Here is a 25,216-nt window from a genome sequence, read left to right as displayed (position 1 = left end):
TTCCCTATTCCCTAAAACCCAAGACGAAAGTACTTCACCTATTTGATAAATACTATAATTTTACCATGATTAACGGTAAGGTAACCGTAAATGTAGTACCATCTCCCAACTGACTCTTGAGAGAAATCTCACCACCATGAGCGTCCACACACTGTTTAACAATAGCTAGCCCTAAGCCACTACCAGGAATTGTGCCAACATTGCTAGCACGATGGAAAGGCTCAAACAGTTGCGGTTGGTCTTCTGGGGGAATGCCCATCCCCTGGTCTTGAATCCGGAATATAACACATTCTGTCTGAGCAATCAGTTCAAACAGAACTGTTCCCCCTGTGGGTGAGTACTTAATAGCGTTGGTGAGCAAATTGCTAAAAATGTGTCGCAGCAATCGTTCATCCCATAGGGCTTCCTTCAATTCTCCTTGAGTGGTAAAAACTAGCTGATGCTTGTTCTTGCTACTGATTTGTAACTCTTCCACTAATTGGTGACAAAACCGTTTCAAATCCAACCGAGTAGGTTGACACAGGAGTTTGCCGGAATCAGCTTTACTGATTAATGAAACCTCATCCAACAACTGGGCCATGTTTTTGATGGCTGAGCGAATTAGCCGCAAATGAACCAGTTTTTTCTCTTTAGGTAATTGTTCCTCTTTGTCTTGGAGCAATCCAGAACAAAGGAGGATTGTATTTAAGGGATTACGAAAGTCGTGAGAGAGCATGGAAACAAATTCCGCTTTGCGCTGATTGACTTCTTTGGCTCTAACCAACTCAGCGGTTTGTTCCTGAACCTGACTTTCTAGGGCTTGATTTTCTTGTCGTAATGCAACTGCTGCCTGCTTACGTTCAATAGCATAGCGCAAGGAACGAACCAGCATTTTTCCCTTGACTTGCCGCTTGACTAGATAATCTTGTGCTCCTTGACGAACTGCCTCAATGGCTAATTCATCATCATTGGTATTGGTTAGCACTACAATCGGTAAACTAGGCGCTTGCTTGATCAAGGGTCCGAGGGATGCTAGTCCGTGGCTGTCCGGTAGAGTCAGATCTAACAAGATCACATCGTAGGGAATTGACATTGCTCTAGCCTGAGCGATTTCCTGGAGTGCATCCCGCAATCGCTTGACATGAACTAGACTAAACTGCCTGAACTGAGCTTCTTTCAAAAACTCTTGTAACAATCTGGCTTCTGCCAGGTTGTCCTCAATTAACAAGATTTTTACTGACCCTTCAGGCATTACCTTTGAGTATTTCTTCTTTGGGCTTATTGGTCTGGATTTCTCCTTTGATCGAGAATCCTCATTGGTTTCCTTCTTTGTCTTGATGCAAAGCGCGAGTGGGGGAAACCCCCGCAGGTCGGCGCTGCATCGCTTGTGTTAGTCAACCCTGATGTTTAATCCTTAGTGTCTCATGGTTTATGGCTAATCCCTAATCCCTAATCCTTTTATTGTGATGGCAGGGTGACAGTCGAGAGCCAAAAGTCTTCAATTCCTTTGACGATTTTGAATAATTCGCTAAGATTGCGGGATTTGGTGATGTAGCAATTCACATGCAAGTCGTAACTATGGAAAATGTCATCCTGATTTCTTGAGGTAGTTAATACCACCACAGGAATCCGTTTGAGATTAGGGTCAGCCTTAATCTCTGCGAGCACCTCTCGACCATCCTTTTTTGGCAAGTTTAAATCTAGCACGATCAGGTCTGGACGGACGGCATCAGCATACTCTCCTTCTTGGTGTAAGTAAGCCATAGCGTCCATGCCATTTCTGACCGTTACTACCTGGTGGGGTACCGAGCTATTTTTTAACGCTTCTTGGATTAAGCGAATATCGGCTTTATTGTCTTCAACCAAAAATATGATTTTGTGTCTTTCGTCCGTTTCTACGCTCACGCTCGCGTCCCCTTACTGGAATTGTAAAATAGAAGGTGGCACCGTGACCTAGTTCTGACTCTACCCAAATTTTGCCCCGGTGGCACTCCAGAATCTTTTTACAGATAGCCAAACCCATACCTGTGCCAGGATACTCATCCCGGGTGTGCAGACGTTGGAAGATCACGAAAATGCGATCGCTAAACTGCGGTTCAATGCCAATGCCATTATCCTGCACTGAAAATAGCCATGAATCCTCCAGTCGTTTTGCCCCCACATGGATTTCCGGCGGCTGTTCACTGCGGAACTTGATCGCATTACCGATTAAGTTCTGGAACAGTTGCATCAACTGGGTGCTATCAGCCATAACTGTGGGAAAGGGGTCATGGGTAATCACTGCCCCAGTTTCACGGATGCGTCCCCGCAAATTAGCCAGAGCATGGTCTAAGGCCGTCTCCACTTCCGTCAGTTTAAACTCAATGCCCTGCAAATCGACTTTCGAGTAAGCCAACACATCATCAATCAGGGTTTGCATGAGGCTGACTCCCTCAACCGCAAAGGTAATAAACTCGCTGGCATCTTCGTCAAGTCGGTCATTATAGCGCATTTCTAAAAGCTGCACATAATTGGCCACTTGATTCAGGGGTTCTTGTAGGTCATGGGATGCCACATAAGCAAACTTTTTCAGTTCAGCATTGGAACGTTCTAGATCCTGAGCCAATTGAGCCAATTCATCAGCTTGACGCAGGACAATATTAATCAGTGCTTTCCTCAGTTCCAGTGCTGTCTTAATTTCTACCTGTTTCCAGGGTAAAGAGGTTAAGCGAACGGTTTCTTTCCACAGTTCAAAGGATTTACGGGGCGACAGTTGCAAAGTCCCCTCTGTGTGGGTTGTTTCAAAAGCTTTACTTGGGTCACCCCCCCAATTAACAGTTTGAATCACCTCTGGTCGGAACCACAGCACATAGTTTCTCTTGGAAATGGGGATGGCTAGCAGGCCACTACCAATATCTTTAAACCGTTGTGCATCAGGATAAAGGCGAGGCAGGGAATCGGTATAGAACACCTCTTCATTAACATTCTGTTTCAGCCATTGCACCAAAAACTTCAGGTCTTCTTCACTAGGGGTCTCACCAATAACCGTAAAATTATCCCCAAAACAAATTGCTGCACCTTGAGCACTAGTCAAGTCCAGTAAATTAGGGTCATGCTTAACTAAGCCATCAATAAAGTTTTCTTCTTGGGACATATACTCAATCAATATCGATTGAGTATAGGACAACTTCATCTGATAGTCATAGTCTTCCGTCTCTTCTCGGGCTGAAATTTCTGAGAAGATCACTCGTCCTAAAAATTCGCAAGCTTTGCGCAACTCATAGGATACATACTTAGGGGTTTGATGATGACAAGCAATAAGTCCCCAGAGTTTTTTATCTTTAATCAATGAAATCGTCAAAGACGCCCCAACTCCCATATTGTGGAGGTACTTGATATGACAGGGGGAAGCACTTCTGAGAATCGATAATGTTAAATCAAGGGGACGATTGGTGATGGGGTTATCGGTAGGAAAAATCTCAACAGGTTGGGAATTGGCATCTGGAATTAATCGGATCCAATTGGAACAGAATAATCGTCTGGCTGGTTTAGGAATATCCGATTCTGGATAGTGTAAGCCTAGGTAAGATTCCAGACTGTCTAGTTTTTCTTCCGCAATAACGGCTCCATGGTCATCATCTTCAAATTTATAGAGCATCACCCGGTCAAACCCAGTGACCTTTCGCACCTCTTTGACGATGATTTGACAAAAATCCCGGAGATTTGAAGTTTGTTGGAGCTGGTTAATGGAGGCTCTTGCTAGATGATAAAAGCTTAAAAATGGGATAGTCTCCCGGGAAACTGCTGGTTCTAATTCCAGAATCAGACATCCATCTGAGTTACGATGAAATACACCATCAAATACTGCGTAATCATCGCCTTTTTTCCTCACCCAAATTTTAGTAGGATTGATCATATCTAGATTTTCCTCAGATAACCCAGCTTTAATTCTCTCCACTTGAAATGGGTCAAGTACATCTTCTAGGGTTTTTTGTAGCATGGCTTCGGGAGGGATTCCCAAAACCCTAGAGGTATTGTTGCTAACTTGTAAGATTTTTAGCTCAGGCTCTTCCAGTACCAACAGTCCCCCATGAGGCTGAATTTGACCAATCACATGAATCGGTTCGTGATCCAAGTTGGTTTGTTGTACTGGTAAATCTATTCCTACCATAATTCTCCGACCTTAATCCAGGATTATCAACAGTTATACGACCTCTGTAAGGAAGTCTCCTTGATTACCAATATCATTCCAAATACTATTTCTAATACTATTTAGTTTTTACCTTGTGAATCTTTAACGGAACTTACCTATGACTACCTAGTATTTCCTAGTATATCCCAGTAAGTCAAGGATTAGGTCTAGAGAAATTTTTAAAAAAATATTAAATTTTTTGTCCTGCCTTTAGATCTCCTGCTGTTTATGGGATTCCTCTTGCCATCAAGGGGAATGTTAGGCTTGCTTCTAAAAAAATATTAATAATAATACGTAAAAACTCAATACTTAATAATTTAACTTAACAAAAAACGTTAACTTCTGATGGACAAACGTGAACGCAAATCAGGTTGCTACACATCACTTTCATCTCTCCACACTCCATTAAGGGAGTAGGGAGTAGGGAGTAGGGAGTAGGGGTAACTAAGTTGACTGTACCTCCTGTATGTCATAAGTATGATTAACGCTATAAAAATCTTTCCGATCTCCCCACACCTCCCACACCTCCCACACCTCCCCATCTCCCCATCTCCCCATCTCCCCATCTCCCCATCTCCCCATCTCCCACGCTCTTATCCCCTAAAGCCGCAGATGCAATGTGTCGCAAAGCTGATCAAAATAGGATTGAAAGTCTTTTGTGGTTGATAGCTCAGAGGGGAAGATTGCTTGATGGATTGCTTCTCCAACTGCTTTGGCTAACCGTGGTGGTACAGCATTACCAACTTGTCTGTATCGTGATGTTTTAGAACCTTTGAATACAAAATGATCAGGAAAGGATTGGAGTCTAGCTGATTCCCGTACCGTCAGCCGTCTTACCCCTTCAACTGTTCCTGATCTCGGCTTTCCCCCATTCATTAAATGACGGTGATACACCAGTAAAACACCTTCAGGATCAATAATGTGGGTGCGGTAACCTCCCGTAGTAGCGGTAATGGTAGGACTTGGTGCATCGAAATTGATGGGTTTTCCCCCACCCTTGACTAGGGTTCCTGTCCAAGGGGTAGGACGAATAACGGGTTTATTGGCATAGGAAACTTTAGTGCTATTCGGCTCATAGTCGGGAACATCAGTTAAGGCTGAACCTGATGAAATATAGGGATTAGATGTCCCTAACCCATGGGTTTTTAGGGGAAACCTAAAATCCGTTTTTGTGGCTAAACCGACGAAAAATAGACGTTCACGATACTGGGGAATTCCATAGGATGCTGCTTCTAAAACCTCTACATAAACTGAATAATACAGGGCTTGAAACTGCTGTTCAATCCATTGATAATAATTAAAATTTTTAGAGCTTTTCAACCCAGGCATAGTTTCCATTAAAAATGCCTTGGGTCGAATCTCCCTTACCGCTCGAATAAATTCTGGAACTAAATCCTTAGGGTTGGCTCGGGATAACTGTTTATTTGGGTGTTTGTTTCGGACAGAGAAAGGTTGACACGGTGGGGATCCTACTACTAGGTCAATACCTTTAAATTGAGTAAAGTCTATAGCTCTAACATCGGAGCGAATAACATTAGTGCTAGGAAAGTTTTCTCGATAAGTGGAAACAGCAGATTTATCAATTTCTATTGCTGTGGTGATCTGCCATCCAGCCATATGTAAACCCAGAGAAAGCCCACCTGCACCTCCAAATATATCGATGGCGTTTTTGGAATCATTCATGAGTTAGTGATCAGTTTTTCGCTATCAGCTATCAGCTCGGTAGAGTAGGTTGAGGGAGCAGGGAGTAGGGAGTAGGGAGTAGGGGTAAGAAAATTTACTGTACCTCATAACTATGATCAGGGCTATATTTAGACTAATTGTAGTTTAAGGGTATCAGCTGATTTTGTTATGCCAAATTGCTACATATACCAAAGGGAACAGGGAACAGGGAACAGGGAACAGGGAACAGGGAGTAGGGAGTAGGGAGTAGCGATGCAGCGCGGTCTTGGGGGTTTCCCCCATGAGCGACTGCATCAAGACGGGAGTAGGGACAATACGGTTCGGTTAAGCTTGAAAAGCATGTAAACTGGTAATTGTCATCAAGGTGCGAAGGGCAAAATGCAACTCAAAGAATTCTCCTTGGTTGTACCGAAGATTGAATCAGGTACAGTACTCAAANTGATAAGATTTAGCATCTTGTCCTACTACTTCAACCTTGCCATTCACCGTTAAAATTATCAGTTCTCCCGTTTGTTTTATTTGAGTGATCGCACTACTTTTGTTAATCCCGATACTAAAAATCAATTACATTTTAAAAGTGAAATAGCTTTTCTTTTAATCGAATCGCGCTCGACTTTTTCTTCAAGCTGATTAACAGTTAGTTTTCCTTCAAATGCTTCAAAAGAAGCTTCTTTAATTGCTCGTGGATATGCTTCGTTTATTATTTCTTGCAAGACATCGCTATCTGCATAATAACCACCCGACTTTCGTCTTTTATTAGTACGATTGATGTTGTCAATTGAGTTAAAAATGGATCTATCCCAGGAACTAGTGGTTCTTTGTTCTGCCTGTTGTTTAATTAGATGAAGTAAAAGAATCACCATATAGCTATAGATTTTATTAAGCTTATCTTCCTTTGACATTTCGTACTTGCTTGTGCTGCCCTCAATCCTATGACCCATTTGGGTATGCCTGATAGCTATGCCCATAATGCTTAAAACTGCTCCTGAGAGGGGGAGCATTTTGACCCCTTCATCATTCATGCAACAAAGCCCAGAAAATCTATAGATTTCCATTACCCTATCACCCCATCATCAACTGACCCACGTTTTGTCATTACTTTACCGATAGTCGCGCTGGTTGCGATCGCAACTGACCCATATACGCTTATTCCATGCTTCCTCAGGGTTTGGGTGGCTGATTTGACTGTAGCTCCGCTGGTGTAGATATCATCTAGGATTAGTACGGGTGAGGTGCTATGATGTCTGAGAAAGTGTTTACCAATAATAAAGGCATCTGCTAGGTTTTGCGCTCGCTCTTGGACAGATAAACCAAACTGAGGTTGAGTTGCCCGGACTCTTTCTAAACCCAGTGGTGCTTGTTTGTAACCAGTGAATTCACAAAAACTTTGGGCAATCAGCTCTGCCTGGTTGTAACCTCTTTGTCGCTGTTTTGTAGGGTGCATAGGAATGGGAACTACTATTAATTTTTGGTTGTGGCTACGGGTGGCAGAGGATTTTAACCAAGCTTTACCCAGCCAATGGCCCAAGGGATGTGCTAGCTGGGGTTGGTTTTCATATTTCAGGGCAGCGAGTACTCGTTTTAATGGACCACCGTAATTGCCCCAGACAAACACTGGGAGATTTTGATTACATAAAAATTGATTTTTGTCAAGTTGGCAGCGGAGTAACTGCTGCTCGCAATAATCACACAATTCATCAGTGGCAGGGCGCTCACATAGGGGACAGTTCGATTTCAGAAAGAGACTTAATAGACCCTTTTTAAGAGTCTGAATTCCCTGTAACATGATTTTGGGGATTTATCTGGCATTATATTTATAAAGATGCCAAGACTGACCATGAGAATCCCTCAGTATTTCTACCGTTTTCTGTCTCTAAGAGCGTGATGCAAAGCACAGGAAGGATTAATAATATCATGTCCAGTTGACTACTTATCATTCTTGGTTGAGAGTCAATTTTTAATTAACGATTTAGGTGAATACGACGTGATTAATGGTAAGAGATATTATGCCTTCGAGATATGATGCCAAAATCCCGGAGCAATAACAGGATTAGGCGGCGATTTGTGGATAATCTTTACTCTCTTGATCTGATTCAACCTTCAGAGTATCCCTTCGTGGGCAATGAAGCCTTGAACTTAAGTCAGCTGTTGCAACGGGATTATCCGGTTGTACCTGGCTTTGTGGTGAGTGCAAAGGCATTGTGGGAATTTATCGCAATTTTAGGTGAGTCTGAACCCCTGTTAGCTGATTTACCTTCTTCTTATCTTTACGTAGATGTAGACAATCCTCGCCAGCTACAGCAAGTGGCTCAGCAAATTCGTCACAAAATTCAAGGGGCGACTTTAGCTTCGGTGTTGGCATCAACCCTATCCGAGATAGCAGAAACTACACTCGCCCCAGCAACAATTTTTCACCCTTCCTTATCCATGACATCACCAGGGTCGGGAATTGAGGAGGACACTGGGAAAACTGAAGTGGGAAGATTAGAGCAACCCCAGATTTTTTCAACCTTACCAGATAAAATTTTGGGATCCTATATTTGCCCTAGGCAACCACTAGCAATGGAACTGTCTTTAAAACAGGTTTGGGCAGAACTATTTCGCGCCAGAAGTCAATTTTACTGGCAACGGCATAGTATTGGTCTCCAGCAGCTTAATTTGGCAGTCTTGATACAACCAATGTGGGATGCGATCGCTTCTGGTACACTCCAGATTAACCAAGCTGAGGGTTACATCCAAGCCACGTGGGGGTTAGGTACTGCATGGGCGAAGGGGGAAGTAGTGCCAGACTATTACCAAATTGAGATCGAAACTGGTATTGTGCTAGCCTCACGACTGGGTCGTAAAACCCGTGCCTATGGCTTGTGTCTGGAACCGGACTCATTATCACTAACCCAGAACACTGTGCAAGCCTATCTACTCAGTGAGGAGCAACAAAAACAGTACACCCTAAAGGACAAATACCTCCAACAGCTAATTAATATCAGTCAGCGTCTAGTTGCTGATATTAGTCCTAGCTTTTCCCTAGAGTGGACACTATGGCAAACCTCAGAAAACTCAGAACCACAGTTACAAATTACGAAATTTAGTCCTGAAACTGGGCAAAAGTGGGATGCTAGCCAGTTGAGGGTTGAACCGTCACATCATGCTTCCAAACTCTCTGTGGGTTCTACTACCTCCTACGGCAAGTTGTTTACCTCTCTACAAGTGGGTAGCCGACCCAATGTGGCTGAAGCCTCATCGGACTCCATTAAGAGCAACTCTAGTGAACACACTGTCAACCCATCCATGACGCCTATGCTTGTGAGAGGATTACCCGCAGCACCAGGAAGAGTTACAGCAACTGCTCATGTGATATCGGGTGAGGGCAAAAACGTCTCAGCAATCCTCTCTGGTAGAATTTTGGTTGCCCAAAGTGTTTCTCCTGACTGGCTACCTGGGCTCAAGCACGTAGCCGCTATTATTACTGAACAAGGAGGGATAACTAGTCATGCTGGGATTATTGCTAGAGAACTTGGTATTCCCTGTGTTGTGGGTGCGGCTGGTATTACCCAAATTTTACAAACTGGCGAGTCTATACTCGTGGATGGGGGACAGGGGGAAGTTTATCGGCTAGGAACTAAGCAAGGGTTTCCGGTTGAAAAGTTGCATGGCTCAGGATTAAGAAAAAGGAAAGCAAAAGTCAACTTTCAAGCTTCTAACTTTCAAAATACTTTCCCCATTGCTACTCAATTATTGGTTAATCTTAGCCAGCCGGACTCCCTAGAAAAAATTGTGGGTTTGCCAGTGGATGGAGTGGGGTTATTGCGTTCAGAACTGATGATGTTAGAGATTTTGAATAATCTGCACCCCAGTCAGTGGCACAGACAAGGCCATGAGCGTGAGTTAGTAGAACGCTTGGCTCAGTTAATTGTTCAATTTACGGTTACCTTGGCACCACGTCCTGTATTTTATCGCTCCACGGATTGGCGCTCCCATGAATTTCCATCCCTGAGTGGGGATCACTTGGTAACGGAAGCGGAAGTTAACCCGATGCTTGGCCTACGTGGCACTCGTCGCTATCTGAGTGACCCAGCTAGCTTTGATCTGGAACTGGCAGCTTTACAGGAGGTTTATGCTTACGGCTGCAGGAATTTACGGCTGATTTTGCCCTTTGTACGTACTGTGGAAGAGTTTACCTTTTGCCGCCGTCGGGTAGAACAGGTAGGACTTACTGATAATCCTGATTTTCAACTTTGGATTATGGCAGAAGTGCCATCTGTGTTGTTTCTGCTACCAGACTATGTTAAGGCAGGTGTTCAAGGAATTTCTATTGGTACTAATGATTTGACGCAACTTTTACTAGGAGCTGATCGGGAGCAAAGGCAGTTGGAAACACTGGTGGGAGGGTGCCATCCAGTGGTCAAGCAAGCAATTCAGCAACTAATCGAAATGGCAAAAGAAGCTGGTATTCCTTGCTCAATTTGTGGTCAAGCTACGGTTCAAGATCCGGAACTGATTGATCTGTTGGTGCAGTGGGGAATTACTTCGATTTCTGTTGATGTTAAAGATGTGGAAGCGACTTACCAGGCAATTACCCGTGCTGAGCAACGTTTACTCTTGGAAGCAGCACGAAATAAGTCAAAAGGCTTAGGTGGAAAAGGCAAAGGGGAAAACATCTAAATATATGGAAGTTCTAAATTGGGTTATGATATCCAGTCCGGTAGTATCGGTAAAAATTACCACGTACCACGGGACAGGATCTGATTTGATGTATCTGGTCTCACCTAGGTTATAAATCTGAAAACTGCTGTAATTCAATCAGTGAATTATGGTTAGGCTTCTTAGTAATTTGAGTTAATAGTGCTTCATAGCGGTTGAGAGCGTTTTGATAGGCGAAGTGCTTCAGAGCAAATTTTCTACCTTGTTTACCTAGAGATACCCCCTGCTCAGGATTTTCATACAATTCGACAATTGCAGATGCTAAAACCTGGGGCTTTTGTGGTGGTACCACTACACCGCCACCACTTTGTCGAACAACTCGCGCTGCAGTTCCATTCAAAGGCACAGAAGCAATGATGGGTCGTCCGCAAGCCAATAGCACTTGAATTTTTGAGGGCATATTAAAGGAAACAACGTTACGCTTTTGCACAACTAAACCTATATCTGCTGCTGCCAACATTTCTGGTAACTTCTCTCGGGGTTGGAAAGGTAAAAGCTTGACATTACTAGCCTTGCAAGTCTGACAGTCTTGCTGTAGCTGCTGTAGAGCCTTAGATTCTCCAACAATGACGAAGACAATTTCTGGAATATGCCTGACCAGAGTAGCCGCCTTCACTACTGTTTCCAGTCCCTGAGTCAGGGCAATATTACCGGAATACAGTACTACAAACTTGCCATCAAGATGGTAAGCAGTGCGAAAGGAATTTCCTTGTTTGGGTAAGGGACGGATAACATTAACATTCGCCCAGTTGGGGATACAGGTAATTTTGTCTTTAGGTATTCCTTTACTGACTAAATTGTCAACGAATCCCTCAGAAATAACAGTGATTGTATGAGCAGTGTGGTAGGCAAACTTCTCTAAAGCTTCAAAGATACGGATGGCTAGTTTGTTTCTAATTAGACCAACCTGTACAGCAGCTTCTGGCAAAATATCCTGTAAATTCAGTAATACTGGGCAGTTGTACAACCAACCGAGTAAAGCAGCTGGTACACTAACGGCCAGGGACGGTACTGTCAGTAGAATCACATCAGGTCGCCAGCCCTGGAAAGCCTGAATCAAACTAGTCACCACGAAGCTACCATCCAGTAGTATCCGTGTCACTACACCAGGCTTTGGTCGAATCCAGACATAGGAGCGTTGAATTATTACTCCATTTCTTTCTTCAGTCTGATACCACTTACCCTGATATTTATCATAGATACAGCGCTGGGGATAGTTGGGCATACTAGTGACGACTCGTACTTGATGTCCTGCCTTGACCAAACCTTCTGCTAGTTCCGTCATTAATGGGGCAATGCCTATGGGTTCAGGATGATAATTATAGGAGTAGATTAATATGCGCATGAACGTTATTGGTAGAGCGAGTAGTCTGTCAAGTTAAGATTTGACAGGTGGACAAGCGATGCATCGCTTTTTACAATTCCGACACGAAACACTATATCTAGTTAGTTCTATCTATCAGTTACTTAGCAACTGGTGTCTAATTATCCTAGATAATTTAGTGTTTGAATTTTCACCTTTAAGAGAAAAATTTAAACTTTACTCATTCAAAGCGTTTGGTTTAATTTTCGACGTTATAGCCTTGATGACTAGATACTCAATCGGCTTTGTCTGTTGATGCTTATGCACTAAACCAACACCGAATATACCAAAAGCTATTACTCTCAATAGAGCAGTAGGTTAGACAGACGCGCTTAGGCGCTCTTATCTCTAAGAATACAGACAGAAAAACTAAATTATTATGACCTTCTTTAGCAGGCAATAATTAATCCTCAGGCTTAGGATAGCTCCTGCTGCTCATTCCCTTTTATTGGTTCTATTCATATAGGTATCAAAACTATCAGACTCACTGGTTGGACTCCTGCTCCCATCTTAGCCATCGTCAATTTTATAATATAAATACTTGATATGCTACCTTCTTTATTATTGATGATCACTTTGGTCAAAATACCATTCCATAACGATGGAAATTTGCGCTAAATAAAAAAAAATGAAGCCAATATTTATTTAAATAAATTACTCTCTGGATACTTTAAGGGATTAACTGCACTGACCACTAGATTCGTAGGCAGATACATAAACGATGTAAATAGATTCATAAATGGCACTCCTGCTGTTATTTTAGATACTTTTTTAAGTGTTGATGTTTTCCTAGCGATGCATCGCTATATTATAAGGGTATATATTTTATATATAGTTATACATGAGTTGTGAACGGAAAACTAGCTGAAAGTCTTATTTCAAGAGGGTGCTTTGTTCACAAATCAAATGGAAACTATATAAGACCATAGGCAAAAATTGAGTCGAGCTATGTTACCATGCCCAACTACCTGTTTTTCTAAAGGAACTAACGGAAAGCTTATCAGAAACAGCTAGTAATTTTCAATTATATAATTTTAAAGATTGTGTGAAGTAAATGTGAAAATATAGACTTATTATAACACTCTATAGGGAAATCTGAAATCCTTACCTAGCTAGGAGCTAGTTTTGGTAAATAATACTGGATTAATCAGCTATAGAATTTATAAGCTGTTGAGGAAAAAATGAGCACGGATTCTTTGAATGCTTTTGCCCTGCTCTAACGGTGTTTGAAAATTAACAGTGTTGCCGAATTACCTCCAAACTTCAGCAAAGCGATGCAGCGTGGTCTTGGGGAACCAGTGCGGTTCATGACCGCACTGACGTGGAAACCCCCACTCGCGCTTTGCATGGCTGACAGGGGGTTATAAACCTGGATTTGGAATCAGGCTATCAAGGAAAGGGCTCTCCTAACTATCTTGACTTAAGTGGTTAGCCCAAAATAAAAAATCAGTAAAGACTTTGTGAAGAAATTTGTGAATAAATGGTAAAGAAAAGGGGGAGATAAGACCCAGTAAGGCTTACAAAAATAAGCGATCGCAACAGCACGGTGCTTAGTCCAACGTTACCGCAGGGGATACTCACCACACTCCGTACTCAGCATTCCTTCAGTACTAAGTTTGGTAAACCAGAGGAATTCAGAACCCTAAAATCTTACCCAATTACCCCTAAAGTAAAGGAAAAGCCCACTTTTGGGTAAGATGTTTGATGGTTTTTGGTGATGATGTGTGATGCCGCGATGGTTTTGGGAACGCTGTAATCAAGAACGGTAGGGATGGGTAAACCGGGGATGGGACAATGGCGGACAAACAAAACTCTTAAGCTTAGACCTGATTGGCTGATCGCTTTATTTATAGCACTACGCATTCAGATGTTTGACATTCCTAAACTCCGAAACGTAAGTAATCGCTTACTTCTGACTTCTGACTTCTGACTTCTGACTTGCGCGTAGCGCTATATATACCATTTTCCGAGAGTCAGTGAACTTCTGCTATGGTCAAAGCCCCAATTCCTCACTCCTACCAGTGGCTAAAACTTTACCAAATCTTGACAGTTATAGTGTGTTAACTCATCTAGATTCAACATACATTCAAGAAGAGAAGAATGATGTGAATCTGTGCTGTTAATACCGATACAGTGTACTATCAATTCCTATACAAATAGATGAGTTACCAAGTTCCGGTCAAAGTTCCCTTCGTTTCACTAGCTCAACAACACCGACCTATTCAAACTGAGCTAGACCAGGCAATTCAATCTGTAGTGCAGCAGGGAGATTTTGTTCTTGGTAAAGCCTTGATGAATTTTGAGACAGCATTTGCGGCTGCTTGTGGTGTCGAATACGGTATCGGGGTGGGATCTGGCACCGATGCGATCGCACTCGGATTACAAGCCTGTGGCATTAGTGCTGGGGATGAAGTGATTTGTCCTGCTAACACCTTTATCGCTACAGTGATGGGGATCATAGCTGCTGGTGCTACGCCAATTTTGGTGGATTGTAACCCCCGTACTGCCCTAATTGATCTCAATACTGCCAAACAAGCAATTACAGAGAAAACCAAGGCAATTGTCCCTGTGCATCTTTACGGTCAGATGGTATCCCCGAGTGAGTTAATCGCATTTGCTGATGCCCACAACTTACTGATTTTTGAAGACGCAGCACAAGCTCACTTAGCACAGCGAGAGGATTATTGTGCTGGTTCTGTGGGCAAGGCAGCAGCATTTAGTTTCTACCCCAGTAAAAACTTGGGTGCCTTTGGTAACGGTGGCATGGTAATCACTAATGATGCTACGGTGGCAGAAAAAGTGCGATCGCTTCGTAATTACGGAGCACCTCGCAAATATTTTCATACCGACATCGGCAAAAATAGCCGTTTAGATACGTTACAAGCTGCTATCCTCAATGTCAAACTGCCTTATTTGACTGAGTGGAACCAGTCACGCTACTGGGCAGCTGGGCAGTACGACAATTTACTCAAGGCTTTGGAAGGTCAAGGGATTGTGCCCATAGAAAACCACAGCGGGCCAGGTCATGTCTACCACCTTTATGTGATTCGGGTAGGTAAACAATGTCCCTTTAACCGACAGACCATCCAGGATGCTCTGGCCTCAGTGGGAATTCAAACTGGTATTCATTATCCAATTCCTTGCCATCTCCAGCCAGCTTACAAGTACTTGGGATATCAAGCCGGTGACTTTCCCCATGCCGAAGCTCTGTGCAATGAGATTTTATCTCTACCAATTTATCCCAACTTGAGCAAGGAGCAGATTGAGCAGGTTGTTGATGGGTTAGCTAATTTATTAGGCGTGCTTGAGCCATTAGTTATTAATCATTAAACTATGCAAATTGGACGCAAAATTCCTATTGCCATTGATCGCTATCTACTGGACGGTTGTATCATCGCTTTACTAGTCATTATTTATGGTCCTGTGCTGATGCATTGGTATAATGGCTGGCTCAACAAAAGTATCAGCATTACCCATGAATACTTTAGCCATGGTTTGATTGGGCTACCGTTTGCTGCCCATATTGTTTGGACGAACCGACGACGGTGGCATAAGCTGACTGATACAGCCCATCCCTTTGGTGTAGTCTTACTGATAATTGGAGCAGTAAGCTATCTTAGCGGTCAATCAGAACTGGTAAATTTATCGTTTCCCATAGTTTTAGCTGGTCTTTGCCTATGGTTAAAAGGGATTCCTGGCTTTAAGCTGCAAAGTTTTCCCCTGCTGCTGGTGGTTTTGGCAACTCCAACAGCAGTTCCCTATTTAATTGAACCTTATATCTTGCCCCTACAACGCTTTATTGCTGCCATGGCTGCCTTTATTCTGACTCAGTTTGGCATGGATGTCACACTAGAAGGGATTAACTTGTTCGTAAGTGAACGAATTGTGGAGGTAGCGCCCCACTGTGCTGGTCTTAAGATGTTATTTACTTGCCTGTATGTGAGTTTGATGTTGCTTTACTGGAGTGGTGCTATTGAGTCACGCCTAAAGACTATTTGGCTGCTATCCGGTGCGGTGATTATAAGTGTTAGTGCTAATATTGTCCGCAATACTGTGCTGACCTTTTTCCATGGCAGTGGGCAAGATCAGGCATTTCATTGGCTCCATGAAAGCTGGGGCGGCGACCTGTATTCAGCGATGATGTTAGTGATGCTGGTTCTATTAATGAAGTTCATTGAAAAATACTTCCCCTCAGACCCTAACTTGACTCCCTTGGCTAACCATCAAGATTAAACGTTATATAGCAGTTCTCAATGGGGTGAGATAAAAACTCCTGGATTTTAGGGAGTAGGGAATAGGGAGTAGGGAGCAGGGGTAAGAAACTTGAAGGTACCTCATAAGTCTGAGAAAGGCTAGAGAATGATGAAATCAGTAAGTTTAATTAAGTTAATCCAGCCCTGGCAAATCTCCAGGGGAGTCTTACTGGTGTTGCTGTTAGTCTTGGTAATAATGGGAGCAGTACCGGGTTACTGGACAGGAAACTGGCCTTGGGCAAAACTGCCACCAGTGACTAACCTCCAAAAGATAAAAGCTATCCGCAAGACGGGAATAGAACTATCTGACTGGCAAACTGTTAAGCAACAAACCATCAGGATTGGCGGCCATAAATGGTCTTTGCAGTTCATAGAGCAGGATCAGCAAAAACCAGTGTGGTTATTTTTGCTTCCCCAAAATGGTCCTAAATCCCAGCCACAGGTAGAATGGGAAGATATTAGCGGATTTATGAGACAACGATTGGGACAATGGAAGACGGATTCTTATGGCCATATCAAGTTTGTGGTCAACGGATCTGATGTTGAGGGGAAGACCCAGGCTGATCCGACCATCACAACCCAGCCCAAAACCGTTGTTAACGCCCGTTTCTTTCGTGCCTGGAATCAGCGGCAAACCTTCGCTATAGTACAATGGTATGCCTGGCCAGAGGGTGGTAATCCTGCTCCTAGCCGTTGGTTCTGGGCTGATCAACTGGCTCAGTTACACCGCAAACGGGTGCCTTGGGTTGCGGTAAATATCCAAATTCCCATAGAACCTTTGGGTGATATTGAAAATTCTAGGCCAATAGCCGAATCTCTCAGTAAAATGGTTCAAACTGCTTTGATGAGCGATCCTTTTGCAGACGAAGCTAGTAATATACAAATTATCAAGGATTAAGGCTGAAGGCTGAAGGGTCAAGGCTGAAGGGTCAAGGCTGAAATGGGTTTATTGCTGCAACACTTAGAGTTGACTAAAAGCTTGATCCACAACCAAGAGTTAAACGTCATACTTCCGACTTGCCACTTCCGACTTGCCACTTCCGACTTAAGATGATAAGTGACCATTGGAAAATGACAACTGACACCCACAGGTTTGGCAACCAAGTTCTGAATTTATCTTTCTTTGGGGGTACCGTCTTATTCTGGCTGGTTAGTTCTGGAGTCTGGGTTAGCCCTGGTTTGGCTAAGCATGTCGGAAATTTACCGACATCGGTGCCAAATCTTGGGGATGAGATTAGCGATCGCGCTCAGTTGCCTACGTTTAGTTCCATTGAACCGGAAACAACGGAAACAGTTGAATCAGGGGAAAGGGAAACGACTGAACAGGAAAGCTCTGAGACCACCCCTGAGACCACCCCTGAGACCATAGAGGTAACGGAAACGTTGCCACCGCCACCACCGTTGAGCAACCCTGAACCCGTCTCAGAGGAGAATCGACTGGAACAGTTGGAGGAAATGTTACCTCCTTTGGGCTATCCAGAGACTCTGTCACAGGTGAGTCCATCTGATGAATTTAATCGCCACTACCTAGGGCGAGAAGATGTAATCGCAGTGAGTGTGACCAACTTTCCGAATCTGGCTTTTCAAAGTGCTATTGATTCTGACGGCAATATTGTGGTACCGCTGTTCGGTAAGCTACGAGTGGTGGGACTTACTCTAGAGGCGGCTCAAGATTTAATTCAAAAGGTCTTAAATGAATTTGTGATTGATCCTGAAGTAGTTGTGAGCCTACTGAGTACACCGGCTGTTCAGATTACGGTGAGTGGTGAGGTGTTTCGACCAGGCTATTACCCCCTGCCAGCAGGAACTCAACCGAATCAAGCCCTTACTGCTGCGGGTGGTACGACTACGATTGCTGATTTGCGGACTATTTTGATTCGTCGTAAGTCGGTGGTGAATAATTCCATCATTGAGCGAGAAATTGACTTGCTGACACCGCTGCAAAATGGGACAACTCCATCGGAATTGAACCTCCGGGATGGGGATGCTATTATTGTGCGAAAGTTGGAGGTGGGTAATACTACCGATTATGATAGGCAGCTGGTAGCTCGTTCTAATCTAGCTCAACAACAAATCAGCGTTCGAGTGTTGAGCTATCCTAATGGCACAATTGGTAACTTGACATTAGCTAATGGTAGTACGTTTATTGATGCCTTAACAGCAATTTCTCCTAACCCAGATGATGCTGATTTGGATAGCATTGCCTTAATTCGTTTTGATCCAGAACAGGGCAAAGCGGTGACTCAAAAACTAGACGGGGAAAAGCTACTAAAGGGTGATGTTTCCCAAAACGTACCACTTCAAGATGAAGATGTGATCGTGGTGGGTCGAAGTCTTATTGCTAAGATTTCTGCCGCTCTGAGTGTAGTGACTCGACCCTTCAACGATTTTCTGGGATTCCGGAGGTTTTTTGAGGAAATACCAGAACTGTTTTGATAAGGTTGGGGTATGACGGGAGCAGAAATCGATGGAAGCTCTCCCCTGGTGGGTTAGCTTTTCCATCGACAGCACAAAAATCTCCGGATACCTTAATGAATGGACAGAAAACTCCAGTACCTGTCTCGGTTTGTAACTGGTGCTCCGAGTCCCTGTTGACTCAGCGGTAAAAATAGGAATAGGCTACAGGATTTTTCGATCACAAAAATCAAAAAACGCGGAATCCCCGTCTTTTTAAAGCGGGGAGGAAGCGTAATAGCGCGCTTTTAGCCGTCAACTATAATTAAAGAAGACTGAAATAGGCAAAGGCACTCTTAACTTCAGAGTAACGGCTAGGCCAGTAAGTCAGTGTCGGCGAGTGATGCGCAAAACGAAGTATTGGGGCTGTCCGAGAATTGACTCGGTTGTAGAAGCTACGAATGCAAGCAATCCCTCGCATTCGTAGAGTAAGCCAGCCTGGAGGTTCGGCGGTTGACCCTTGGATTCGATTAATTTGGAGTCTAGGCGCGTCAAGTATGCTAGGGCTACTGAAAACCAACGTTCTGAAGTCTGGGCGAAAGCCCCCGTGCTTCAGCCGGGGGTAAGCTTACTGCTGCCTTAACAATAGCGAAAATTACTTATGACTCCCCCTTTTGTCACACGTTACCTGATTGCTCTCAATCAGCATAAGTTAATTGGCTTTGCCACGTTTTTCCTGATTACCGGCATATCCGGGATTGTGGCTATACAGCCAACGCCAGCTCCGATTTACCGAGCTGAAGGTCGCTTGATATATACCACTCCTGTGAAGGTATTTTCCCAGACAGGGATACAGATTTCAGAACAAGGTAAACAAAGGGCGACACCGGAAACGCTGCTGGCAGACAATGTGGTTAAGGAAGTAGCAGCTGGGATGCAAGTCAGCTCCAAAGACATTGTTAAAAATACACAGGTGAAATTGCCAAAAGAAGGAGCACAATTTATTTCGGTAATCTATAGGGATAAGAATAAGGAAATTTCTGCAGCCATCGTTGACATGCTGATGAAGAAAATGGTGGAACAGAGCCGTTTTATCAACACATCACAACTAAGACGGATTATTGAAGTGATAGAAGAACGTTTACCTAAGGCGGAGGCGGAACTAAGGGAAGCGGAACAAAAACTGGAACAGTATGACCGCCTACAAGGACCAGCTTTATTTGCTGCTAAAGATGGCACCTTAGTGGGTGGGATTACTGGTAGCCAACAGCAACAACGTAGTCTGGAGATACAGCTAGAGGGGGTTGAGGCTCAATATTCTAGCCTAATCGAACGGCTAGGTTTGACCCCTGACCAAGCCTATACGTCTTCTGCCCTCAGTGCTGACCCGATCATTGCTAGTCTGCGAGCTCAGATTCTGGATACTGAGACACAGATGGAACTGCTAAAGGGGCAGTTGCGTCCGCAACATCCAACTATGATTGAGTTGCGCAAACAGCAACAGACTTATGAGACCTTACTTCAGGCACGTGGGGCTGAAGTTCTCGGTGGTAATGGGTTTACCTCTCCATTGCCCAGTCAAATCCGCCAAGACAGTACCCTGGACCCAGCACGGCAGGCACTGGCTAATCAGTTGGTAGCTCTGCAAACCCAGCGGGAATCACTTCAACGGCAGTTGGCAGCTACCCAAAGAACGGAACAGGAACTAAGACAGCAATATCAGCAGCTGCCCAATAAGCAGCTGGAGCGAGGGCGACTGGCTCAGCAAGTTGCTTTTAAGCAGGAATTTTACAATAAGTTGCAGGTAGCATTAGCAGATAGCAAAATAGCAGAGGCGGAGACTGAGAGTAGTCTTGCGATCGCTGGAATTGCAGAACCGAAAGCAATAATGACCCAGACAGCAAGTAATCCGATCGTTACCTTGGCAATAGGTGGTGTAATCGGTATTGTAGTGGGTGCTGGTGTGATTCTGCTGCTATCAACCCTGGATAATACCTTATACACGCCAGAGGATGTTAAGCCCATACTTCGGGACAATGGTGTGCCATTACTGGGGGATTTACCGACAATCGGTCTCAAGTCCTACCGGGGTGAAGTTGCTATAATCACCCGACCAGAGGCTTTGGAGTTGGAGTTCTACGAACGGTTTCGCACTAATCTTCGTCTGCGGGAGGAACCTGCGGTAAAAGTGGTGTTGGTGACTAGTACAGCAGCGAATGAAGGAAAGACGATCGTGGCTTACAATTTAGCGATCGCATCTGCCCAAGCCGGTATGCGTACTCTGTTGGTAGAAGGGGATTTGCGATCGCATTCTGTAGCTCAATCTCAAGAAGTGATTCACCTGATGGACACTCCACTGGAACCTTTGCGCTTCTATGGCTCTAAGAGTGAATGTATTCATTTAGCCCAAGATTTTGAAAATCTCTACATTCTCCCTAGTCTCGGTCCCTTGCGCAAAGCTGCAGGGATCCTAGAATCGAGTGAAATGAAGCATTTGCTGGAAGATGCTCGTGGTCGCTTTGATTTTGTTGTGGTTGATTCCCCTAGTCTGTCCCGTTGTAATGATGCCCTATTACTACAACCATTTACTGATGGGATTGTGTTAGTTACTCGACCAGGCTATACCCAGGGCAGTATTTTATCTCAGGTGATCGAAGAGTTAGAGGAAAACGAGGTACTGTTGGGAGCAGTTATCAACGATATCAAGCAGCTACAACCCCCTGTTCCTGTGGATAGTGGCAGGGGGTATTCAGCGGTAGATACCCCTGTGGATCAAACCCCAGCTGATCAGCATAAAGTTACTAGTGGAGTAGGGAGTAGGAAGTAGGGAAAGAGAGGGAAGTGTGGGAGGTGTGGGGAGATGGGGAGATGGGGAGATGGGGAGATAAGGAGATAGGGAGATGGGGAGATGGGGAGTCAGAGGTTTTAGGGAGTCGGGAAAGAGAGGGAAGTGTGGGAAGTGTGGGAGGTGTGGGGAGATGGGGAGATGGGGAGATGGGGAGATGGGGAGATGGGGTGATGGGGTGATGGGGAGTCAGAATTAGTATAAGAACGGCTATAATTATCCAGAATTGCTTGATTCAGTAATACTAAAGTAGTGGGCTTTTTTTGTTTGTAACTGATAGACTTGAACCAAATCATAACGTGGTTAATCTATCAGCTTATGGGTTTATCTAAGGTAACATTAATCGTGACTCAGAGGGAGCGGTTTAGTTTAACAAAGCCTTCCCTAGACAGTATTATTGCTGATTATTCCTCTTATCCGTTTGAGCTAATCTATGTAGATGGCAACGGTCCATCCCCAGTGCATGAGTATCTGCAACAGCAGGCAGATAAACACGAATTTATGAGTTTGATCCATCGCGGACGCTATTTGAGATCCAATGTTGCTCGTAACATAGCTCTACCGTTTGTTAAGGATGCGGATTACATTGTTTTTATTGACAATGATGTGATTGTAGAGCCTGGTTGGTTAAAAGGTTTGGTTGAGTGTGCTGAAGAAGAGCAAGCTGGTATCGTTGCTCCCCTAATTTTACAGGGGCAACCAGGCTCCCCTGATATTGAGGTACATGTTGCTGGGATTAAAACCAAGTTTCACCAAAGAAAGCATGGTAAAAAGTGGTTTGAGCAAAAGCAGTTGCTCTATGGTACTCCATTACGGGATGTTGAGCAGGATTTAGATCGTACCCCAGTAGATTCTGTAGAGTTTCATTGTATCCTAGCTCGTCATTCTCTGATCAAGTCTATTGAACTGGATGAAGTCTTTGATAGCTTGGCAAGTCATACTGATTTATGTATGCAGGCAACGGATTTAGGCGAAACAATTTTCCTGGAACCAAAATCTAGAATCACTTTCCTCAATCCTCGACAGATCACTCGGTTTGACCAGGATGATGTGCCATTTTATGTATTTAAATGGAATGAACAGTCTGTACGAGATGTGTTCAATCGTCAAGTCAAAAAGTGGAATTTGGGGAAAGATGATCCTTCAATGTGGTCGATTTGGAAGTGGGTGATTGAGAATCGTCAACTCCCGGCTAAGTGGTCAACTCAAGAGGGGAGTTTCGAGAGAAAGTTATTGGAGTTCTGTCAGCGTCGCTGGTGTCCAAGTTGGCTGCGCACACTGTTAGAATCCTATGTGATTAAGCGCGCATTTCCTGAGACTGGGATTGCTGACAATTTAGTGGAAAATGTCAGCAGTAAACCTTCGGTGACTGTGTAGGGAAAAGGGAGTAGGGAGTAGGGAGTAGGGAGTAGGGAGTAGGGAGTAGGGAGTAGGGAGTAGAGATCCCCCCTCCCTTAATAAGATGGGGAGATGATTACTTTAAACCCCTTTGCCTATTGCCTATTGCCTATTGCCTATTGCCTTAATCATTTGTGGCCAATACTATCAGATTCGGTAGAGATTGTATTGATGCAGTATCTACTTTTTTTTGATTAGTAAATCTGGGTTATAAATCTCCTTTAACTGAGCTGTGGCACCATTATGATTAATCCTATGGTGGGCAGTTCCTAGCAACCGGATGGCAAGGTTTGGGATCTGTCTGATGCACTGCCCACCCTACATCTGTGGCACCATTATGATTAATCCTATGGTGGGCAGTGGCTAGCAACCCGATGGCAAGGTTTGGGATCTGTCTGATGCACTGCCCACCCTACAGGAAATTCCCACACTCCCGACTCTCGACTCCCGACTCCCGATTCCCGACCCCCTATCGACCTTTAGCTAAGTCAGCATAAATTATAATTTCTATGCCTAAGATTAGCAATAGGATAAGCTCAATAGCGCAGAGGATATGAACTATCCAGGGGAGATTAGTTCCGGAAAACCAGAAGGTAAATAAGGCGAGTAAACCTGAGCAAACAAAGGTGATTTCGTCAATAATTAATTGCTCTATTTTTCGTCTCTCTCGGCGTCGATCGCTTCTATGAGCGATTTCCCAGCCAAAGATAGACTCAAGGTCGGTATGGCCGGTCTGGGCTTTGATTTTTTCAGTTAGAGTTAAGCGAAGATACTTGCCAATGGCGGAAATCTTTTCATCATTGACTAAGTAAGTCCATCCTAGAATTAGACAAACCCAAGGAATTACTAGAAGGGCATAGGAATTAGTCTTATTGGAGAGGGCGAAGGAGAGAATACCACCAAAGATTCCTAGGGTTATATAAATCATCTGGTCTCGGAAGCCAATACGCTGGGCTTGCTCTTCTTTCAATTTTTCGTATTCGAGCATAAACACTTGGAGTATCTGTTGGTCGTCCATAGCCCTTTCGTTGTTGCTTAAGTTAGTTTGTTAATTTATACTTTAAATTATACTATAATTAGTTAAATGCTAATCATTTAAATTGCCGTTAGAGAATTTTTTAATGTTGGTAAATATGATAATTTAAGAGCACACAGCTAAAAAAAATAGCTACAATAAAGTAAATTAATTCAACTAACAGGTTCAACCTATGTCTTGTGCGGTTATCCTCATAGCAATTCAAGGTGAATACATGGCAGTACGTGCTCATCTCACTGACTTGAAGGAAGAGATGCACCCCAAAGGGAGTATTTATGAGAGGGGTAAATTCTCTAGTCATGGTAAGGAGTGGGAAGTGGGTGTATAGCAAAATCAAGGAAACCTTGCTTTTTATGACCAACCTTCAGGATGCTGACGACTCTCAAAACTTATAAACTAAATTTAAACTAAATTAGTGGAGGTTAAGGAAAGTGCCAAACACTAAAATATTCTCATATCTATCACAAGACTATCTTACTGTCGAACTAGAAGCATCATTACTAAATATCTTTATTAATATTGATGGCATTGCAGGAAGAAGAGGTATTCTTACCAATGCTGGAGTTGATGAATACTTTATTAATAGGCTAAATTTTAATTCCAACATTAATGAATTTATCACTAGTTTAGTCTCTCAGTTTAAAGACTATCGAGTATCCCTTCAAAACCCATATTATCATCCCCTACTCTTGTTTTCACAATATATCCTTCAACAACCTCCACAAAAATATAACTTAACTGAACAAGATCTCAAACTATTTCAAAAAATCCGTACTATTGGCGGAGAACAAATAAAAACTTTAGTCACTAAAATTAGTGATGATCCTAATTTTAGTGAAACTAACGATAAAATTGATAACTATTTGGACAAGGTTGAAGAAAAATTAAGATATCAAGGGTGTTTAGATTTTAAGTATGATGTTAAACATGAAGAACAACAATTTAAGCTTGTCAGTAAAATTCCTAATTTTGAAATTCCTTTCGGAGTCTTTAATATGAGAGGGGATGCTTTTTTCATATTCTCTTACTTACCCTCTATTAATAGTAAAATTTTACAACAATATTCTAGTCAATGCTTAGACTATGGAAAAGAAAAAACTACTATATCTAGTTTTGGACAAGTTCTTAATGCAAGAGTTCCTTCTAATGTTTGCTTTGCTATAGCTATTGTTAAGGATTTAGAACCAGAAATTAAGAAGAGTATACGAACAGAAAATCCTTTGGATTTTGAGACAGATACATTATGGTACAGAGTACCTGTTGTTTACTGCTTAAGTGACGAACAACTTTATTTTTATGACCAACCTTCATCATTCTGGGAAAAGTTCAAAGGAGAAATAGTCTGGAAAAGATTGAGACAAGTGGTTGAAACCACTTTAAACCCTTAATTAAC

At 43.3% G+C, this 25,216-nt stretch carries 23 protein-coding genes; 13 read left to right on the top strand and 10 right to left on the bottom strand.

Annotation, left to right across the window (positions count from 1 at the left end):
- Positions 1 to 52: 52 nt before the first annotated feature.
- From F6K57_RS03050 to F6K57_RS03015, 8 genes are all read right to left on the bottom strand, one after another.
- Complete coding sequence (locus F6K57_RS03050) at positions 53 to 1,231, bottom strand: hybrid sensor histidine kinase/response regulator (RefSeq protein WP_293064718.1); 1,179 nt, start codon at positions 1,229 to 1,231, stop codon at positions 53 to 55.
- 206 nt (positions 1,232 to 1,437) lie between these two features.
- A complete protein-coding gene (locus tag F6K57_RS03045; protein WP_229415320.1) occupies positions 1,438 to 1,845 on the bottom strand; it encodes a response regulator in 408 nt (135 codons plus the stop codon).
- Entirely contained in the window at positions 1,838 to 4,129 is a 2,292-nt protein-coding gene (locus tag F6K57_RS03040) for an ATP-binding protein (protein ID WP_293027553.1), read from the bottom strand. Before F6K57_RS03040 ends, F6K57_RS03045 begins: the two co-directional genes overlap by 8 nt.
- A 508-nt stretch (positions 4,130 to 4,637) precedes the next feature.
- Complete coding sequence (locus tag F6K57_RS03035; protein ID WP_293027555.1) at positions 4,638 to 4,778, bottom strand: hypothetical protein; 141 nt, start codon at positions 4,776 to 4,778, stop codon at positions 4,638 to 4,640.
- The gene (locus tag F6K57_RS03030) at positions 4,751 to 5,833 is read right to left on the bottom strand and encodes a DNA cytosine methyltransferase (RefSeq protein ID WP_293027558.1); all 1,083 of its coding nucleotides are present in this window, start codon (positions 5,831 to 5,833) and stop codon (positions 4,751 to 4,753) included. Before F6K57_RS03030 ends, F6K57_RS03035 begins: the two co-directional genes overlap by 28 nt.
- 153 nt (positions 5,834 to 5,986) lie before the next feature.
- Positions 5,987 to 6,115, bottom strand: coding sequence for a hypothetical protein (locus F6K57_RS03025; RefSeq protein WP_293027561.1), 129 nt, complete (start codon positions 6,113 to 6,115; stop codon positions 5,987 to 5,989).
- A gap of 278 nt (positions 6,116 to 6,393) precedes the next feature.
- Entirely contained in the window at positions 6,394 to 6,888 is a 495-nt protein-coding gene (locus F6K57_RS03020) for a DUF29 family protein (protein ID WP_293064713.1), read from the bottom strand.
- Complete coding sequence (locus tag F6K57_RS03015) at positions 6,888 to 7,619, bottom strand: ComF family protein (protein WP_293026713.1); 732 nt, start codon at positions 7,617 to 7,619, stop codon at positions 6,888 to 6,890. Before F6K57_RS03015 ends, F6K57_RS03020 begins: the two co-directional genes overlap by 1 nt.
- A gap of 233 nt (positions 7,620 to 7,852) precedes the next feature.
- On the opposite strand from F6K57_RS03015, the gene F6K57_RS03010 reads away from it, so the two are divergent.
- A complete protein-coding gene (locus F6K57_RS03010) occupies positions 7,853 to 10,495 on the top strand; it encodes a putative PEP-binding protein (RefSeq protein ID WP_293064710.1) in 2,643 nt (880 codons plus the stop codon).
- A gap of 109 nt (positions 10,496 to 10,604) precedes the next feature.
- Here the strand turns inward: F6K57_RS03010 and F6K57_RS03005 are convergent, their stop codons facing one another.
- A complete protein-coding gene (locus F6K57_RS03005) occupies positions 10,605 to 11,879 on the bottom strand; it encodes a glycosyltransferase family 4 protein (RefSeq protein WP_293026706.1) in 1,275 nt (424 codons plus the stop codon).
- Between the two features lie 1,789 nt (positions 11,880 to 13,668).
- Here F6K57_RS03005 and F6K57_RS03000 point away from each other — a divergent pair.
- The 10 genes from F6K57_RS03000 (at position 13,669) to F6K57_RS02955 (ending at position 23,284) form a co-directional block, all read left to right on the top strand.
- A complete protein-coding gene (locus F6K57_RS03000; protein WP_158069656.1) occupies positions 13,669 to 13,827 on the top strand; it encodes a hypothetical protein in 159 nt (52 codons plus the stop codon).
- Between the two features lie 230 nt (positions 13,828 to 14,057).
- The gene (locus F6K57_RS02995) at positions 14,058 to 15,227 is read left to right on the top strand and encodes a DegT/DnrJ/EryC1/StrS family aminotransferase (RefSeq protein WP_293064705.1); all 1,170 of its coding nucleotides are present in this window, start codon (positions 14,058 to 14,060) and stop codon (positions 15,225 to 15,227) included.
- Between the two features lie 3 nt (positions 15,228 to 15,230).
- Positions 15,231 to 16,130 carry a cyanoexosortase B gene (crtB, locus tag F6K57_RS02990; protein WP_293026697.1) on the top strand — a complete coding sequence of 300 codons (900 nt, stop codon included), beginning with the start codon at positions 15,231 to 15,233 and terminating at the stop codon, positions 16,128 to 16,130.
- Between the two features lie 126 nt (positions 16,131 to 16,256).
- Positions 16,257 to 17,048 (top strand): cyanoexosortase B system-associated protein, encoded by a 792-nt coding sequence (locus tag F6K57_RS02985; protein WP_293026694.1) that lies wholly within the window; start codon positions 16,257 to 16,259, stop codon positions 17,046 to 17,048.
- 173 nt (positions 17,049 to 17,221) lie between these two features.
- On the top strand, positions 17,222 to 18,586 hold the full coding sequence (locus F6K57_RS02980; protein ID WP_293026691.1) for a polysaccharide biosynthesis/export family protein: 1,365 nt from the start codon (positions 17,222 to 17,224) through the stop codon (positions 18,584 to 18,586).
- A gap of 619 nt (positions 18,587 to 19,205) precedes the next feature.
- Positions 19,206 to 21,371 carry a tyrosine-protein kinase domain-containing protein gene (locus F6K57_RS02975; protein WP_293064702.1) on the top strand — a complete coding sequence of 722 codons (2,166 nt, stop codon included), beginning with the start codon at positions 19,206 to 19,208 and terminating at the stop codon, positions 21,369 to 21,371.
- A 14-nt stretch (positions 21,372 to 21,385) separates the two neighbouring features.
- Positions 21,386 to 21,571, top strand: coding sequence for a hypothetical protein (locus F6K57_RS02970; protein ID WP_293064699.1), 186 nt, complete (start codon positions 21,386 to 21,388; stop codon positions 21,569 to 21,571).
- A 163-nt stretch (positions 21,572 to 21,734) separates the two neighbouring features.
- Positions 21,735 to 22,766 (top strand): glycosyltransferase, encoded by a 1,032-nt coding sequence (locus tag F6K57_RS02965; RefSeq protein ID WP_293064697.1) that lies wholly within the window; start codon positions 21,735 to 21,737, stop codon positions 22,764 to 22,766.
- A gap of 93 nt (positions 22,767 to 22,859) precedes the next feature.
- The gene (locus tag F6K57_RS02960; RefSeq protein ID WP_293064694.1) at positions 22,860 to 22,985 is read left to right on the top strand and encodes a hypothetical protein; all 126 of its coding nucleotides are present in this window, start codon (positions 22,860 to 22,862) and stop codon (positions 22,983 to 22,985) included.
- A 161-nt stretch (positions 22,986 to 23,146) separates the two neighbouring features.
- Positions 23,147 to 23,284 (top strand): hypothetical protein, encoded by a 138-nt coding sequence (locus tag F6K57_RS02955; RefSeq protein ID WP_293026679.1) that lies wholly within the window; start codon positions 23,147 to 23,149, stop codon positions 23,282 to 23,284.
- Here F6K57_RS02955 and F6K57_RS02950 read toward each other — a convergent pair.
- On the bottom strand, positions 23,257 to 23,805 hold the full coding sequence (locus tag F6K57_RS02950; RefSeq protein WP_293043833.1) for a hypothetical protein: 549 nt from the start codon (positions 23,803 to 23,805) through the stop codon (positions 23,257 to 23,259). The genes F6K57_RS02955 and F6K57_RS02950 overlap by 28 nt on opposite strands.
- A 190-nt stretch (positions 23,806 to 23,995) precedes the next feature.
- On the opposite strand from F6K57_RS02950, the gene F6K57_RS02945 reads away from it, so the two are divergent.
- Both F6K57_RS02945 and F6K57_RS02940 read left to right on the top strand, forming a co-directional pair.
- Positions 23,996 to 24,151: a hypothetical protein gene (locus tag F6K57_RS02945; protein WP_293030026.1), complete on the top strand. Its 156-nt coding sequence runs from the start codon at positions 23,996 to 23,998 to the stop codon at positions 24,149 to 24,151.
- A gap of 103 nt (positions 24,152 to 24,254) precedes the next feature.
- Positions 24,255 to 25,211, top strand: coding sequence for a hypothetical protein (locus F6K57_RS02940; protein ID WP_293047619.1), 957 nt, complete (start codon positions 24,255 to 24,257; stop codon positions 25,209 to 25,211).
- Positions 25,212 to 25,216: the final 5 nt, after the last annotated feature.

This window comes from Moorena sp. SIO4A5 (assembly GCF_010672005.1).
Lineage (GTDB): Bacteria > Cyanobacteriota > Cyanobacteriia > Cyanobacteriales > Coleofasciculaceae > Moorena.
The sequence above is the reverse complement of the archived record's forward strand: the minus strand, read 5'-3'. Positions and strand labels throughout refer to the sequence as shown.